Here is a 14,257-nt window from a genome sequence, read left to right on the forward strand (position 1 = left end):
GTACTCGACCGTGCGGAGCGCGACGCCCAGCTCGGCGGCCTTGGCTCGTTGCCGCTGCGCCAGGCTGGTGGTGGCCGGGTCGTAGCCGGCGCGCGGTGTGACCCCGGGGCCGGCGTCGGGCGGTAGCCCGGTCTCGACCTCGACCAGGTGCTCACGCCATCGTTGCGCGTCGGCGACGACGGTGGCGGGCAGCGACTCCAGCAGCCCGAACGGTTCGAGGGCAGGCAGGTCGGTGGCGTCCAGCACCGCGAAGTCAGCCGCGGCCATCAGGTGTCCCGCCAGCACGACCTGGTGGTTCCCGGAGTCCGAGCGCAGGCGCACCGAGGTGCCGGCCAGCCCTGTGACCATGTGCTCGTCGCCGTCGAAGCGGACGCGGTCACCGGGCTTGAGCACCGCTCGCGTGTCGGCCATCAGGTCGCCGCCCCCTGTGCGGTGCGGGTGAGCGCAGCGCTCACCTCGGTCTCGGCGGTCAGGGAGACGGACAGGTCCGCGACCAGCTCCTGCCGCCAGAGCAGGTGAAACAGCACCGGCAACACCGCGATCGGGTCGCCGGCGGCCTCGGCGCCGTCCAGCAGCGGCATCGGTCGCGAGAACACCGCGCGCAAGGTCTCCGCCACCACGGGCAAGTCGTGACGCGGGTGCCGATATCCGGCCAGCCACCGAATGTTCGCCAGCAGCATCTCCGGCGGCGCGCCGACGATCTCGTAGCGCCAACCCAACAGCTCACAGGCTGCCCGCGTCGCCTCGAAGGCGACCTCGTCCTTGGGCTTGATCCGGTCCAGCGGGCGGCAGTCGAGGACCAGCGCGTTTCCGTCCGTGAGCCTAGCGAAGTAGTCAGGCGCGTGCGACCGCGACCGACCTCCCGCCGTGGTCCAGAACAACCAGAACGGCTGCGAGGCGAGGCTGACGGTGTCCGGATCGAAGTCGAGCAGCATCAGCCGATCCCGCTCCAACCAGGACTCGAAACCGACCAACGTGCTGGTCGTCGCGGTCCACCACTGGCCGATGTAGTGGCGTTGTCCCTTGTAGGAGGGGAAGCGGCGCACCGGGCGGCAAGACTCGAACGGCACCGACCACGCCTCGGCCAGGGACAGCCGCTCCTCGCCCGCGTCGGTCACGAACGCGACCTCGACATCCCCGTCCATCGTCGGCGGAGCGCCCCCGTGGACAAGATCGAACTTCGGCACCAGCGCATTGTCCAGGTGCGCCCTCGCCCGTCGCCGACGGCCCGAATATCATGTCTCGTTGATCATGAGGCACCGGCTGATCACGAGGCATCGGCACTGTGCTGAGCTGCCATGCGTCAGATTGGCGAGACAAGCGATCTGCGGGTTGCCCACCAATCTGAGGCAACCGTCGAATCGCCGCCCCCGTCTCATGCTGGTCGCATTGCGACTCGGCAGGCATAATCTTCCATCCAGATCAAACAGACCAGCACGAACCGGACGTCATCCGACTCCGCCGATGTCCTGTTGTCCGCCCTGGTTCAGCTGTTCCTCAAGTGCGTCGACGCTGCCGCTGACGACCAGCATGGTCCTGGTCGTGGTGAAGCCGATCTGGTGATTCACCCTGATCATGTGGGTGTTGGACGACGCAGTGGTGGTGAGCACGCGGTCGAGTTCGGGGCGGTCGGAGCGTAGCCATCGGGCCATCTGGGCCTTGATCAGCCGGCCCAGGCCGTGGCCTCGGTGCGCAGGCAGCACAGCGGTGCCGAGTTGGAGCGCCCGGTCCTTGCGGCGAAGGTCGACCTCGGTGTAGCCGGCGACCTCGCCGGTGGACTCGCAGACCGCGACTACGACCCGCTGCTCGATGCCTTTCTCCCGCCGGGCGGCCTCGGCCTGTCGCACGCGCTCGATGGTCCACCGGGCATAGCGAAAGCTCGTGTTGCCGAGTGGCGCGTCCTGGATAGCGTCCTGAACGGCCGCGTAGGAGGCGACGAGTTCATCCGGTGCGCTGTCGTTCCACGAGATCGTGCGGTAGCCGGGAACCGCTGGGACGTCCCAGAGTGAGCCGTCGACGTCGTTGATCGCGAGCCGCTGCATGACGGTCTCGTGGACGGGGGTGAACCCCCGGTTGGCGGCCCACTGGTGGCCTGGGCCGCCCTTGGTCAGCGACCACGCATCGAGCGTGGTGCGGCCGCGGGAACGCAGCGCCGGCAGCGCGTTCCGCAGCAGCGCGGTGGCGGCGCCGCGACGGCGAAAGTCGGGGTGCACGGTGATCTTGGCCATGCTGAGGGTCGAGCCTTCCTCTTCTGGGAAGGAGAGTTTCAGGTGCCCGACCATGTGTCCGTCGTGGTAGGCGGCCCAGTGCAGTTCCGGCCCGAAGGTCGTGAAGGGACTGCGCAGCATGGTGATGGTCGTGTCGTAGTCGCCCAGTGGCTCGTCGGACCAGTCGTGGTAGCTGGCCAACCAGAGTTGGTAGTAGTCGGCGAGTTCGTCCTGGCCGGCTCGGTGGACGTCAAAGGCCTGCACGTCGACAACCGGTAAGGCACTGGCCACCGCGCCATCCTGCTGGCCTGCGCGGTGCCGATCAATGCCTCAAACAGGTGAGACGACCTGATGCGTCAACTCAGCGAGACTGCCTCGCCGGCAACAGGACAGGACACCGCAAACTAGCCGCGGACACCGCAGCCAGTGCCGCAAACTAGCCCTGGACACCGCAAGGTTCGACTGAACAGGACAGTGGTCCGCCAAGTAGGTCCGGAATGCTCCTGCTCAAGTTGTTCGGAATTAGATGGCGGATTCGGTCGCGACGGCTTGTCCTGACAGGCAGAAGTGAGGTGAAAGAGCAACCGTGCGGGTCAGCTCACCTGTGGTGTGGCTTTCGGCTTCTCCGGTGAGCCACCGTAGCCCAGTCGAAGCGCTGCCCAGCCTTCGCGTTCACTGGCGCAGATCGCCTCGACGGCCTCAACCAGGACGGCGCCGGAGCCGAGCTCTGCGTAGTTTCCGTGGTGGATGGCGAAGAGAGCAATCTCCCTCTCGATCCCGTAGCGCGTCCGTGTCCTGCTGGTCCAGTTCTCCTTGTAGCTGCCGAGCGCTCGAACGCCGTTGATCAGGACGGCGAGCGAACCAACAACGGCAACGAACTGCGGATCGAGTGCGAACGCAGCGAGCGCGGGGATCGCAGCACTCACAACCAGACTGGATCCCTCGACGATGGAGTGACGACGTCGCGCAGACCACGAGGACCTTTGATAACGCTGCCACTCTGCCAGCACGGACGGCGGAACCGGTTCGCCATCAGGGCCCTGAGCTTCGAAGATCCAGTGGCTCTTGAACGCCGAACGCTGCGCTGCTGTCATGGTATGAAGGCTCACAACAAGCCGATGCTCGGAGCAAGTCCACGAACACCAGCTCGAAGTCCCCACGGCGGGGCCGTCCTGGTCTAGTTGGCGGATTACCGGCCGCTGAATCTGCGGTGGCGCGGGATCACCGGCTTCTCGCCCGGCAGCCACGGCCGCCCGGTCCTGGCCGGTTGTCGAAGGCCCGCCACGTACCTCCGGCTTCCGCAGCTCCGCGAACGTCCGCCAGCGGGCCCGGTGCACCTCGGGATCCCAGTCGTCAGTAACCAAGGCGCCTAGTCCAGAAGAGCTATACTGGGGCCAAGCGTCATGGCGCGTTAGCTCGATCTGCCTCCTTCGGCAAGGGGCGGACGTGAAGGCGACCACACGCGTTGAGTCGTAGCACTGATGTTCACCCTTAGCCGGAGGTCGGACCTCAGCCGACCAGTCACATCGACTGGTCGGCTGAGGCGCCCTCGCTGCCTCTCCGGCCGGGAGGGACAGCGACATTCAGCTCTTCGGCTTCCTCCAGGGCGACGCAACGACGGTCATCGTGATCGCACTGTTGATCTTGGTCCAGGTGGTGTTCAACCACTGGAAGTTCAAGCACGCTCTCAAGGACACAAAACCCGCGGATCGGCCGCAGATCATCGACTCACTCGTGCCGTTGTTCAAGCAGGACTTCCACCTCGGGCCATTAGCAGCAGGCCGCCGACCGTGCCGGCGAGCCGGCCTTGGCCGGGCCGCCAACCGCAGACGATCACCTCCTGCGTGTGCGTCACGGGGTGCTTGAGCCACGCGTCGGTGCGTCGGCCCGGCGTGTACCGCGCGCCCAGCCGCTTGGCGATTAGGCCCTCGTGCCCGTCGCGAACGGCCCGCTCCAACAGGCCCTGCGGTGTGATCCGGTCGGCGGCCAGCGACTCGAACGGGTACGCCGGCGCCACCGCGATCCGGTGCGGGTCGGGCATCGCGAGCTCGGTCAGCAGCTGCCGGCGCCGCTCGTAGGGCTCGTCCAGCAACACGGCGTCGCCGAGCTGGAGCACGTCGAACGCCAGGAACCGCACCGCCACGTCCTCGAACCGCCCACCGCGGACGCGGGCGGGTGTGCTTGGCCCAGCGGCCGCGCCGCTCCTGCAACAGCACGAAGTCCACCCGGCCGGCCGCGTTGTAGGTGACGATCTCACCGTCCAGCACCGCCGCCCGGCCATCCAGGCTCGGCGCGAGCACGCCGGACAGGGACGCGAACTCGTCGGTGAAGTCGTTGCCTCTGCGGTTGGTGAGCACGGTCGTGCCGTCCGGGGCGATCCTCATCGCTGCGCGGTAGCCGTCGTACTTGATCTCGTAGGACCACTGCGGGCCGGACGGCAGCTGCCTGGGACACAGAATCTGCGTCGTAGCTGGTTGCCAGCTCAGGCGGGAGTGCTTGCGGTAAATCCAGCCTGTGAGCCGACGCCACGCGTGATAGTCGACCCGGCTGAACGTCCGCTTGGACACCCCGTGCCGGAAGTAGTTGGATTCAGCCCGCCGGGGCGGTCCTGCTGCTGGCTGGCGACGCGATTGCCCATCGCTGCCGAATGTCACATCGACCCGGACATGCCGCCGATGCAGTAATCCTGTTTATGGTCGATCAGCGCGCGTATCTCGGTCAAACACGGTTACTCGTCGTGTCGCTGGAGGTCGACGGCGCGGCGGTCTCCAGCACCGGCGAGTCCGTCTACGATCCGCCGCCATCGTGCCGGCACTGCATCGTCCTCGGCGAAGGTATCGCGTAGCTCGGACAGTCACGGCACTACGAACCAACAGCGACCGGCGAACGTTTCGTAGCGGCCGTCGATGATGCGTTCAAGCCAGTCCAGTCCGTCCGTGGCCTGCCAGTGTTGTGGCGCGGTGCGAGCGAAGTTCGCCACCGCGCCGGCGGCGTCGGGTTCGCCCGCTGCCAGAGCGATCCACAGGTCGACCAGGCCGTCCAGTGCTGCGGGGGCGATCCAGTCGGCGCGTGCCCGGCGAAGCGTGCTGTCGGGGTCTTGATCGGCTGGTTGGACCTGCGGCGTGGGCAGCAGCGCGCCCAGCGCGTAGTCGACCCCGTGCCGGTTGCCGAGTAAATCGGCGCCGTCGTCGACGGCATCGAGCACTGTGCGCAGCGCCAGGGGCCACACCGCCGGCAGGTCAGCTCGGGCCTTCTGGTCATAGGTGAAGATGCCGGCCAGGTCGTCGAGCAGGGTGTGCAGCGCTTTGGCGTTGCTGGCGAAGGTCTGAAGGTGGTTGACCAAGTGTTCGGGTTCGCCATCGACCGTCAAGGTGATCAGGGCACGGGCGACGACGGCGCGTTGGCCGTGTTCGTAGCCGGCGTAGCCTTTGGTCATCCAGTGGTCGAGCCCGCGGCAGTGGGCGTGCAGCATGACCGGCAGCAGTGCGGATACCCGGGGATCTAGGCAGACCGCGGTACGGGCGGCTGTGGCGCAGGCGATCGGTGTCGACAGGCGGTCTACCAACAGATCGGTGGCCGAGACGAGCGGCAGCGTTTGAGTGTAGGGAGTATCGAGAGGAACGGGAAGCCGGCGCTGTGCTTGGGGATTCCATGGGCCGAGCCGGCAGTCGGACAGGCCAGCCTGTGCCGCCGTCAATAGTGGAGCGTGGCGGGCGCAGCCTGCCGGAGACGTGTCGTTGTCGGCGCAGGGCGCGGTCCATACGGGGGTGCACCCGGCAACGAACGTCAGTCGGACTTCGTCGAACATGCTGACCGCGAGCGCGGTGAGCGCCTCGGTGAGCCTTGTGCGGTCGACGTCGAGGTGGAGAAACGGGGGGAGTAGCAGGGACGGCAATGCACGTGCTGCGGCACGGTCCGCCGCCACCGGATAAGTTGTCGACTCGACGTCGAACCTGCCGACAGGGGGCTCCGCGGCCGCCGTGAGCAATGTCTCCGCCGCCCAGCGGAGGTCGGTGTCGCTGATGATGGCCAGCGCGCGGGCGTGATTGGCGACCGCAGCGGCCGCTACGGCGGTCACCGCATCGACGGTCCGCACGGCACCGCGCCGGGGTGGGGCGGTGGCGAAGTGTCGCGCGACCGCGATGTCGTCGGAGAGACTCTGGGCGGGCCAGTCTTCGGGGATCGTCCGGGCGCCGTAGGTCATCTGTAGCCGCAGCACCTCGTGTCCTGCGTCGAAGTCAGCGGCCGACTCAGCGCGCGCGGCGGCGACCGGCTCCGGAGCCTGGTACTCCACCGCGACGGACCCGTTGGGCATCGACTGGGTCCGATAGTTCTCCAGGCGAAACCCTGACGCCCACCCCTCAACCGTAGCCAGGGATTGCTCGGGATGCGGGTTGTCCCGCAGCGCGGCTCGCGCGTTGGCGAGCAGCTGGTCTCCGATCGCGGACAGCGCGGTCAAGCGGACCTGATCGCCTGCCGCGGCTGCGCGGACGGTCATCTCGGCCGCCACGTCGCGCGGAGTGAACCGCCGGCGATCCCGGCCGACGACGTCCTCGGGGTCAGCGCCATGGGCATGGTGCAGACCCTCTTGCGTGGCGCGGGCGAACTCCAGGTCCCAGATGTCGGGCGCGGTCAGCCATTCGTCGAGCAGGTCCCCGGCGCGGTTGAGGTGGCGTATCAGGAATCCGACAACCAGGCCCGGCATCGCGAGGTTGTTGCAGTCGCGCAGCAGCCACTCCACGACTGTCATGAGGGGGACCTCGAGGCTGACGAGGTGGTCGGCGAACCGCTCAACCGCGAGAAGCGCGCTTATACACGGGTAGGGGCCGACCGTTGATCCGCGATACCAGGCCCACACGTGCCCGTCACCGACATAGTGTCGCGGGCCCAGGCCCGCGACGTCGAGATCGAGGCCGCTAAGGGAAATGTCCGGCACCGTCCGGGGACCGCCGCTACTGGCGGCGAGGGCGCGCACCCGATTCGTCGCGGCGTGGTCGAGCATCCGGTTGATCATCGCGATGGTCGGGGCAGGAATCGTGTTGAGCAGCCGGAGGAACGGACCGAAATACCACCCGGCGAACGGGTGTCCGAGATGGTTTCCGTGTCCTTGGTCGCGGATGCCGTCACTGAGTGCGTGGACGCCGTAGCGGGCGTAGTCGGAGTCTCGTCGTTCGATGTAGTAGGCCTCGGTGAGGTCGAGCAGCAACTGCGGGCGCACGGCCGCCATGCTGATCGCGGCGCCGAACGACTCGATCGCGGTCTGCAGGCGGTGCGGCCAGTCTGCGGCGATCGTGCGCAGCCACTGCTCGGTCCGGTCGTCGAGGTCGGCGCCCATCATCGCCAGCGCCTCCACCGTGTACTCGTCGGTGTCGTCCGGGTCGGCGGCCAGAATCCGATCCCGCACCTGCTGCCGCAACGGGTTCGATCCACCTGTGCTGGTGGCCAGTCCGCGCAGCCACGCGAGCACCAGATCGTGCATCACGGCGGTGATTCCCCGCTGGGCGTAGTGCGTGCTGCCCTGGCCGAGGTCGTGATCGCTGGCATAGGTGACCGCGACGACGGGGGCGAGCACGTGCGGATCTCCGACGGTCCCGGTCACATAGCGCAGTTTCGCCAGGCGCAGCAACGTCGCCAGCCCGGCGTTGTCGTCACTGACGAGCGTGACCCATACGTTCTCGATCGTGGTTTTCGCGTCACCCGTTGTCAACAAGGCTTCGATCGGGATCTCCGACCATCGCCCGCCCTGGGCATCGGCAAGATCGTCGAACACACGCCGCAGTGTGTGCCACGCTCGCGCCTGATCATGCGCAAGCAGTGTGACCTGGCAGGCAAGTCGCGCCGCGCGGATGGCCCAGCGAGGAGCCCCGGCGTCGATCAGCGGCTGCCACCCGGCGGCGACGAACAACCGGCAGAGCGCGAGATCGCGGATCAAGTCCGTGGCGAACTCGTCGCAGGCGGGCGCCAGTGCCGGGTTCGCCGGCGAGCGGAGCACACCCCAACACTCTCCTATCGCGCCTCGCCCTCGCCGCGCTGCGACGCCAGCAGGGCGACACCGAGACCGCCGCGGCCGAGTTCCGCGACATTCTCGCAGTGGCGGAGGCGAACCTCAGTCCACGGCACTGGATCATCGCGAACCTCCGCGAGCGACTCGGCTGAGGCCCGATGCTGAGCCCCGATACTTATACTTTCGATTGAGCGAAGTGCCGGCAATCAAGCGTTCACGGCAGCCACTTGCCGCACTCGGCATGGAGGATCTCCGCGGTGGCCTCGTCGTCAGGCAGGAAAGCTTCCAGCTGCGGCTCTGGCCAAGGAGATATCGGTAGCGGTGGCCACCGACATCAGTGGTGATCAGACGCCGCTCACCGTCGTCGCCACTCAGCGCAGTCATGCCCGACACCGTGGGCATTCTGGAGGTGTGAGGCGCAGGTCGGTCAATGGCGATGGTGGTGTCCCTTCGCGCGGGGATTGCGAAGGGACACCACCGGTGGTCGGGTCGTGCTTGTGGGAATCCCGACCCTGGTCTAGTCGCAGACTCGGCCGATCGTGTTAGCGCTGCACCGGGATCGCCGCCCGCTGCGGCGTGCTGCCGGCAACCACCCTCGGCGTCACCGGGCGGCCATCGGGCCAGCATGCGGCAGGGGAGGCCAGTACGCCGGGGAGCCGGTCGCGGTCAGGTACGCATTGGTGATGGTGAGCGCATCGGTGCCGTCGATCGTGCCCAGCGCGAGCTGGGACCGGACGGGCGCGGCGAGGTAGTACACGCCGTAGTCGCTGAAGTTGAAGTGCTCGGCGCCGTTGAATTGGTGGCACCACGTAGGCCCACTGCTGGCGGACAGCAGGGCGTTCGCGGTGGTGGCCGTGGAGTTGGTCGTCGGCGGCGGGTTGGCAGGTTCCGGTGATGCAGGAGTTCTCGCTGCCGATCAGGAGCATCGGCTTGCTCAACCCGTTCCGGACGACCGGGCCGTACTGCGTGCCGTCGAGGTCGGCCGCGCCGACGCAGCGCTGGTCGGTGCGGCACGCCTCTAGCGCGGCGCCGCCGAAGGAGTGCCCGAGGTACAGGATCCTGGTGGTGTGGAGGTGTGCGGCGAAGCGGCCGGCGTCGTCCAGCGCGTCGGCCTGGGCCGCCGCGAAGCGGTCGTCGGCGGCCACACGTCGATCAGGCGATCGCCGGTGGTCTGGGCCTGGCCGGCATGCTGGTCCGGGTCGTCGAAGGCCGCCGGGGGATTGCCGGCGTCGGTCGCGGACACGGGCCGGTCGTCGAGGACGGTCAGGTTCGCGCTGTAGGTGTTCACCGAGGCCGGTGGCGATGGTGGTGACGGCGCCGAGGATCTTGCGGACGGCGTCGCTGCCGTCGGAGCCTGGTGAGCTGGTGGAGGGGGTAGGCCGAGAGCTTCCTGGGCGACGAGTGCAAGGGCGGGGAGGTTGTCCTTGTCGTTGACGGGGCGGCGCGTTCGGTGAGTACGACCTTGGCGATGCTCTCGATGAGTTCCTTGGCGCTGCCGATGGCCAGGGCGGGGTCGTCGATGATCGCGCGCTGGATGCGGTCGAGTTGTTCCTGGATGGCGGAGAGGTCGGTGAGCGTGGCCAGGGACCGCAGCGGCCGAAATGGGGTGGGGTCGGTGGACGGGGGTGATCTGGCCGGTCGTGGAGTCGACGGTGCAGCCGTCGCGGCGTAGGGGAGTTGTGGGAGCGTTGTAGGTCGGCGGTGGCGGGGGCCCATTCGGCGAGCAGCCGCTCGAATGCCCGGCAGGCACGGCCGACGTGGACGGGGTCGGTCCAGTCGACGGATTCGAGGTACTGCTGAGTGGCGGTTCGCCGCACGCTGGAGTCGTCCCACGTGCAGTCGGGGTAGGGGGCGAAGCCCTCGTCCTGGAGTGCGTCGGCGACGCGCCTGTAGCTGCTGATATCGGTCATGAGCTGGCGGAACTGGCCGCGGGTGCTGCGGCTGATCAGGTCTTCCACGCTCGGGCCTTGTTCTCGTGGGCTGGTGCTGCGGCCGTGAGCTCGGCGTGGGCGGCGACGGCGTCGGGGTGGCGCTGGCGGCGTTCGTGGTCGGCCACGGCGCGGTAGATGCTGGCCAGGCTGAGGTTGCGGCCCTTGTGCTTGCCAGTGGGGATGATCAGGTCGGGGCGGATGTCCTCGACGGACTCGCCGCGGGCGCGGCGGCGCAGCATTGCCCCATGCTCTGACTTTCGGCCAGCCGGGTTCAGGCATGTCCGGATGTCGGCGCGGGAGTGGTGCAAGCGCCGCTGACGGGTGAGTTGGAGCGGCCGGCACACTCGGCTTCGGCAGCCAGCTTGGCGACTAGGCCTTTGGGACGGCCTGGGAGTGAGTGACCACGGAGTTCGTCCGCCCGGTACGTCGTACTCACTAGTTGGATAATGTCACTATAACTTCAGTGACGACAAAATCCAGTGCTCTCACACCCACATAGCCACAAACAAGCTCAAGACGGCAACCCGACTACAGGGTCGCGGGCGACCTCGCGCTCGATCACGTTCGCTGACGTGTTGGCTTCCCCGAGATGGGTTGCTGAGCTTGCAGCTCCAGCCCGTCGGCGTAGTAGCCGAGCAGGATCCGGGCTCGGTCTTCTGATGCTCGCGGGCCAGGCGCTCGTGCTCGGCGGCCGGGCTGGCGTATTGCGCCAGCCCGGTGACGCGGGCGTCGCCGGCCCGCACGCGCGGGCCACGCCCGGCCTCGACTTGGGGGGCGAGCGCGGCAACTCGGCGCGCGGTGGCGGCCTGGCCCTGCTCGGCGCGAGCGGCGCGCTGCCGTTGCTGCTCGATCGCCAGGGCCAACTCTCCAAGGGTCAGCCGGCCGAGCGGCGGGCTGACCCTTGGAGAATCCAAAGGCGCACTGGCCAGCGTTTTCGCCGCTGCGGCGTACATCGAGGACCCGGGCATCGCCCGGTACAAGCCGGACGGTGCCCGCTGTCGGCGTGTTTTCTAGAGTCGGTGTACGTGTGCGGGAATGGCTGACCGTGATCGTCGAGGCGGTGCTGCTGCTGAACGATGTCGGCGCCATACAGGGCCGGTGGAGCGCGCCCCGACCACCGACGTTGAGCCTGTACGAGGCGCTCATGCTCGCCAGCGAGACGCTGACCAGCGACCCCAACCAGCCCCGGGCGATCGGCCGGTCGGAGTGGGTCGAGCTGCTCGTGGCCGTGACCAACGAGGTTTCGTCTGGTGATCACGGCAGCAGGCCCGACTCATGTGCCTTGACCGCGAGCAGGATCACGCCAGCAAAGCCCGCGCTGCCTGTGCCAACTCCAAGCGTGAGCTTGAGAACCTTGAAGCCCATCTGCTGTCGGATCGACTCCGACACGAACAGGGCGACCGCAGCCGCGGCACCGCTGATCAAGAGAAGAAGCACGGCATACGCGCCGAGCAGCCACGCCCACATTACATACTCCTCACCTTGAAGATTCGGTGAGGAGCAAGTCCTTTGGGCCGCAGGCGCTTCATAGCAGCCACCCACATTCACCGTCCACAAGCCATCGCATTTACCACTAAACGTTCAGGTACGGTGGCCGGCATGGAAGTTCCCGCGCTGAGGATGGCCGCGTTCACTCGGCCACCGCATGGGTGGGTACCACCAGGTGTGGACGCCCCCGCCGAGCTGGACGTGGAGAGCTTCGATGCGACGCACATACGGGAGTGGGCTGCTACGAGCGGACATGAGCTGATCTGGCCACCACCCGTTTCATCACCATCCCCGCCGTGGCTGGCCGAGCGGCGCGTTCCCGCGCAACCGCCACAGCGATACGGGGGACACGTCGCGCGCTGGCGGGTGCACGCCGCTGACGACGAGGCCGTTCGGCGCTTGAACTGGGTCGTCGACCAACTGGTCCTTGGCGAGGTTGACGGCGTGGTTCTCGCTTGGGTCCATGTGCTTCACGAACTCCAAGTCGTGACACCTCAGCAGCTGTACTACTTCGCGCAGCGGGGCAGCCAGCAGGTGCACATCATCTCTAAACCGAGCCGTCCGTCTGTGGTCCACTTCCCTTCGAGCAGCGTTGCCTCGCTGGAGCGCAGTTACCGAGCCCGATGCACACATGCCGGTCTCGCTGTGAAGCGCGCCGTGGTCGGACGCCTCGGCCGGCCTAGGCGCTGCCCTGACGGTGTTCTCTCCGTCGTCGTTGACGCTCGGATGGCAAGAAAGACCCTGGCAGATATCGCGCACGAGTTGAACGCTCAACAGATTCCGACTCCTGGAGGCGGCGACACGTGGTGGCCGTCGCACGTCAGCCGGCTGCTCCGGTCCCAGGACGCAAGGGCCTTACTCGCAGAAAGATCATCGGCTGCGGCACCTTGGGCAGCCGAGCGATTCGATCGCCGTCGGAGAACTCGTGGAGCTGACGGCGGATCTGTCCTACCTCAGGGGAGCTAGCGTCGGCGGTAGCCGTGGGAGCGGTGTCGCCGCTTGAGCTCGGCGAGCTGGGTGGTGAGAGTGCGGATGACACTGCTGGGCTGGTCGGGATCCACCATCGGTGGCGGGCTCGCCTGCTGCGTGGCGGTAGAGAAAGTCCAAAGAGACGCCGGCGGTCTGAGCCAGACCGCGGAAGGTGATCGGCTCGCGGCGGCGGACCATCTCCCGCAGTCCCTGCTCGGCAGCGATACCGCGTACATGTCGTTGTCCGTTCCGTTCACCCGACCGGTGGCAGCACATCTCGGGGTTCCTCGCCGGCTCCACGACCGTCGCGACTTCCGGTACCGTCAAGGGCGAGTCTGGACGCGCACGCTTGAGCCGCATTCGCCCCGCCCACACCGGAGCGACGTCGCCGGCCAATGGTCCCTCGCGGGCCCGCGGTGCGTTCGGTCTGCGCGGACTTCGTCACAGGCCGGTGGTGTGGGCACCGAGCCGGAACGGACGACCGTGCCCAAGAACAGCAGCGCCAGCCTCCGCACGAGGGCCCGCGCCCTCGCCGCCAGGACAACATCAGCTACGTGGCGGCACACGCCAGGCTCGCCGCGACCTCGGCGAACACATCCGTCAACGCCGACAATGCGGGCACCCCGATGCAATGGCCGGACCGGATCGTCGACCGAGACAACCGGGGCTGGCTGCACACCGACAAGGGCATGTACCGCGGCTACGACCCGTCGATGACCATGCCCCGGCCGCTGACTGACGAGCAGCCGGCCGAGCTGGCGGTCCAGCCCGGCCACCCGGCGCTGACCGTCGAGGAGACCGCGGCCGTCGTCGAACACCTGGACCGGTACCGCATCGGCGCCGTCACGCCGGACGAGCTGGCGCGGCGGGTTGGCATCGAGGACGTGACCGGCGAACGCATCACCGCGATGATCGAGGGGATCAACACCGAGAAGACCACTCTCGGCGCCTCCACCTGTGCCCGGTTTCGAGTCGATCGCCTCGGCCTCGACGCCCGGCCGCTCGCTGAGATCGAGCGGCACTTCGGCCCCTGGCGTCCGGTCCTGCCCATGACCGACGCCGACCAGGAGCGGCTGCGCGCCGCGTTCGAGGTGGCCGGCCGCAAGCTGATCGGCAGCGTCGCCTCGGCGCTGGCGCTGGTGCATCACGAAGCGTGCGAGCGGATCGGCTCCGTGACCGGCGCCCCGTGACGACGAGCAGCGGAGCTACGCGCACCGGACGCTGACCGCGGGCCGGCCGGGATCGCTGCAGTCCGAGGAGGTCCTCGACATGGTGCGCTTCGGCTCAGGGTTGGTCGCCAAGCCCACCAGGAAGGGAGTGGGCGTGCTGGAGTCCGGCGAGCTCGGACCCCAACCTCAAGCGGGTGAACGTGGCGGCCCGCGACGAGATCGCCGCGGTGATACGGGGCTGGACCAACAGCCCGAACCGATACACCGAGGTCCCCGCCAACCTTGCCGAGACGATCGTTGACTTCGCCGACGCTCGCCGGCCCGGACGGACAGGCCATCGACGGGATGGGCGTGAACAAGACGGTCCAGGTCGTCATCAGCCTGGCCAACGAGATCGCCACCCGCCACCACTTGCCCGCCATCGCTGATGACCCCGGTGGGGTGACGACCTCGCGGCTGCGACGCACGATCGGGCCGTTCATCCGCAAC

14 protein-coding genes and 2 pseudogenes are annotated in these 14,257 nt (G+C 67.9%); 4 read left to right on the forward strand and 12 right to left on the reverse strand.

Going from position 1 to position 14,257, the window contains the following annotated elements; genetic code table 11:
• From KUTG_RS60375 to KUTG_RS60385, 8 genes and pseudogenes are all read right to left on the reverse strand, one after another.
• Positions 1 to 411 (reverse strand): annotated as a pseudogene (locus KUTG_RS60375) (integrase); the annotation flags it as partial.
• Entirely contained in the window at positions 411 to 1,187 is a 777-nt protein-coding gene (locus tag KUTG_RS00020; protein ID WP_198046925.1) for a TnsA-like heteromeric transposase endonuclease subunit, read from the reverse strand. The pseudogene KUTG_RS60375 and the gene KUTG_RS00020, both read right to left, overlap by 1 nt.
• Before the next feature lie 261 nt (positions 1,188 to 1,448).
• On the reverse strand, positions 1,449 to 2,498 hold the full coding sequence (locus tag KUTG_RS00025; RefSeq protein WP_043713969.1) for a GNAT family N-acetyltransferase: 1,050 nt from the start codon (positions 2,496 to 2,498) through the stop codon (positions 1,449 to 1,451).
• Positions 2,499 to 2,800: 302 nt separating this feature from the next.
• Positions 2,801 to 3,301 (reverse strand): DUF4231 domain-containing protein, encoded by a 501-nt coding sequence (locus tag KUTG_RS60380; protein WP_198046926.1) that lies wholly within the window; start codon positions 3,299 to 3,301, stop codon positions 2,801 to 2,803.
• A 650-nt stretch (positions 3,302 to 3,951) separates the two neighbouring features.
• Complete coding sequence (locus KUTG_RS65020) at positions 3,952 to 4,344, reverse strand: ATP-dependent DNA ligase (protein ID WP_255360838.1); 393 nt, start codon at positions 4,342 to 4,344, stop codon at positions 3,952 to 3,954.
• Between the two features lie 121 nt (positions 4,345 to 4,465).
• Positions 4,466 to 4,861 (reverse strand): annotated as a pseudogene (locus KUTG_RS65805) (group II intron maturase-specific domain-containing protein); the annotation flags it as partial.
• Positions 4,862 to 5,061: 200 nt separating this feature from the next.
• Positions 5,062 to 8,199 carry a hypothetical protein gene (locus tag KUTG_RS00040; RefSeq protein ID WP_043713973.1) on the reverse strand — a complete coding sequence of 1,046 codons (3,138 nt, stop codon included), beginning with the start codon at positions 8,197 to 8,199 and terminating at the stop codon, positions 5,062 to 5,064.
• A 613-nt stretch (positions 8,200 to 8,812) separates the two neighbouring features.
• On the reverse strand, positions 8,813 to 8,968 hold the full coding sequence (locus tag KUTG_RS60385; protein WP_198046927.1) for a hypothetical protein: 156 nt from the start codon (positions 8,966 to 8,968) through the stop codon (positions 8,813 to 8,815).
• Between the two features lie 97 nt (positions 8,969 to 9,065).
• Between KUTG_RS60385 and KUTG_RS60390 the strand changes: the two genes are divergently transcribed.
• Complete coding sequence (locus tag KUTG_RS60390; RefSeq protein ID WP_198046928.1) at positions 9,066 to 9,233, forward strand: hypothetical protein; 168 nt, start codon at positions 9,066 to 9,068, stop codon at positions 9,231 to 9,233.
• On the opposite strand, the gene KUTG_RS60395 is transcribed toward KUTG_RS60390, so the two are convergent.
• From KUTG_RS60395 to KUTG_RS62875, 4 genes are all read right to left on the reverse strand, one after another.
• Entirely contained in the window at positions 9,230 to 9,499 is a 270-nt protein-coding gene (locus KUTG_RS60395) for a hypothetical protein (RefSeq protein WP_052393586.1), read from the reverse strand. The two genes, KUTG_RS60390 and KUTG_RS60395, sit on opposite strands and share 4 nt — an antisense overlap.
• 657 nt (positions 9,500 to 10,156) lie before the next feature.
• On the reverse strand, positions 10,157 to 10,381 hold the full coding sequence (locus KUTG_RS00060) for a hypothetical protein (protein ID WP_043713981.1): 225 nt from the start codon (positions 10,379 to 10,381) through the stop codon (positions 10,157 to 10,159).
• A gap of 1,015 nt (positions 10,382 to 11,396) precedes the next feature.
• Entirely contained in the window at positions 11,397 to 11,609 is a 213-nt protein-coding gene (locus KUTG_RS00065) for a hypothetical protein (protein ID WP_043713984.1), read from the reverse strand.
• A gap of 303 nt (positions 11,610 to 11,912) precedes the next feature.
• A complete protein-coding gene (locus KUTG_RS62875; protein ID WP_232240563.1) occupies positions 11,913 to 12,113 on the reverse strand; it encodes a hypothetical protein in 201 nt (66 codons plus the stop codon).
• A 174-nt stretch (positions 12,114 to 12,287) separates the two neighbouring features.
• Between KUTG_RS62875 and KUTG_RS65810 the strand changes: the two genes are divergently transcribed.
• From KUTG_RS65810 to KUTG_RS60400, 3 genes are all read left to right on the forward strand, one after another.
• Entirely contained in the window at positions 12,288 to 12,596 is a 309-nt protein-coding gene (locus KUTG_RS65810) for a recombinase family protein (protein WP_369794616.1), read from the forward strand.
• A 557-nt stretch (positions 12,597 to 13,153) separates the two neighbouring features.
• Positions 13,154 to 13,789, forward strand: coding sequence for a hypothetical protein (locus KUTG_RS00075; protein WP_043713987.1), 636 nt, complete (start codon positions 13,154 to 13,156; stop codon positions 13,787 to 13,789).
• A 276-nt stretch (positions 13,790 to 14,065) separates the two neighbouring features.
• Positions 14,066 to 14,257 (forward strand): hypothetical protein (locus KUTG_RS60400; protein ID WP_043713993.1); only part of this gene is annotated, 192 nt, incomplete at its 3' end.

Origin of the sequence: Kutzneria sp. 744 (assembly GCF_000568255.1) — a bacterium.
In the GTDB taxonomy this organism is placed as follows: Bacteria; Actinomycetota; Actinomycetes; order Mycobacteriales; family Pseudonocardiaceae; genus Kutzneria.

Excerpts from the sequence above, each read along its gene's own strand:
- KUTG_RS60380 (WP_198046926.1), bottom strand. The coding sequence starts at position 3,301 with ATGACAGCAGCGCAGCGTTCGGCGTTCAAGAGCCACTGGATCTTCGAA.
- KUTG_RS00060 (WP_043713981.1), bottom strand. The coding sequence starts at position 10,381 with ATGCTGCGCCGCCGCGCCCGCGGCGAGTCCGTCGAGGACATCCGCCCC.
- KUTG_RS00065 (WP_043713984.1), bottom strand. The coding sequence starts at position 11,609 with ATGTGGGCGTGGCTGCTCGGCGCGTATGCCGTGCTTCTTCTCTTGATC.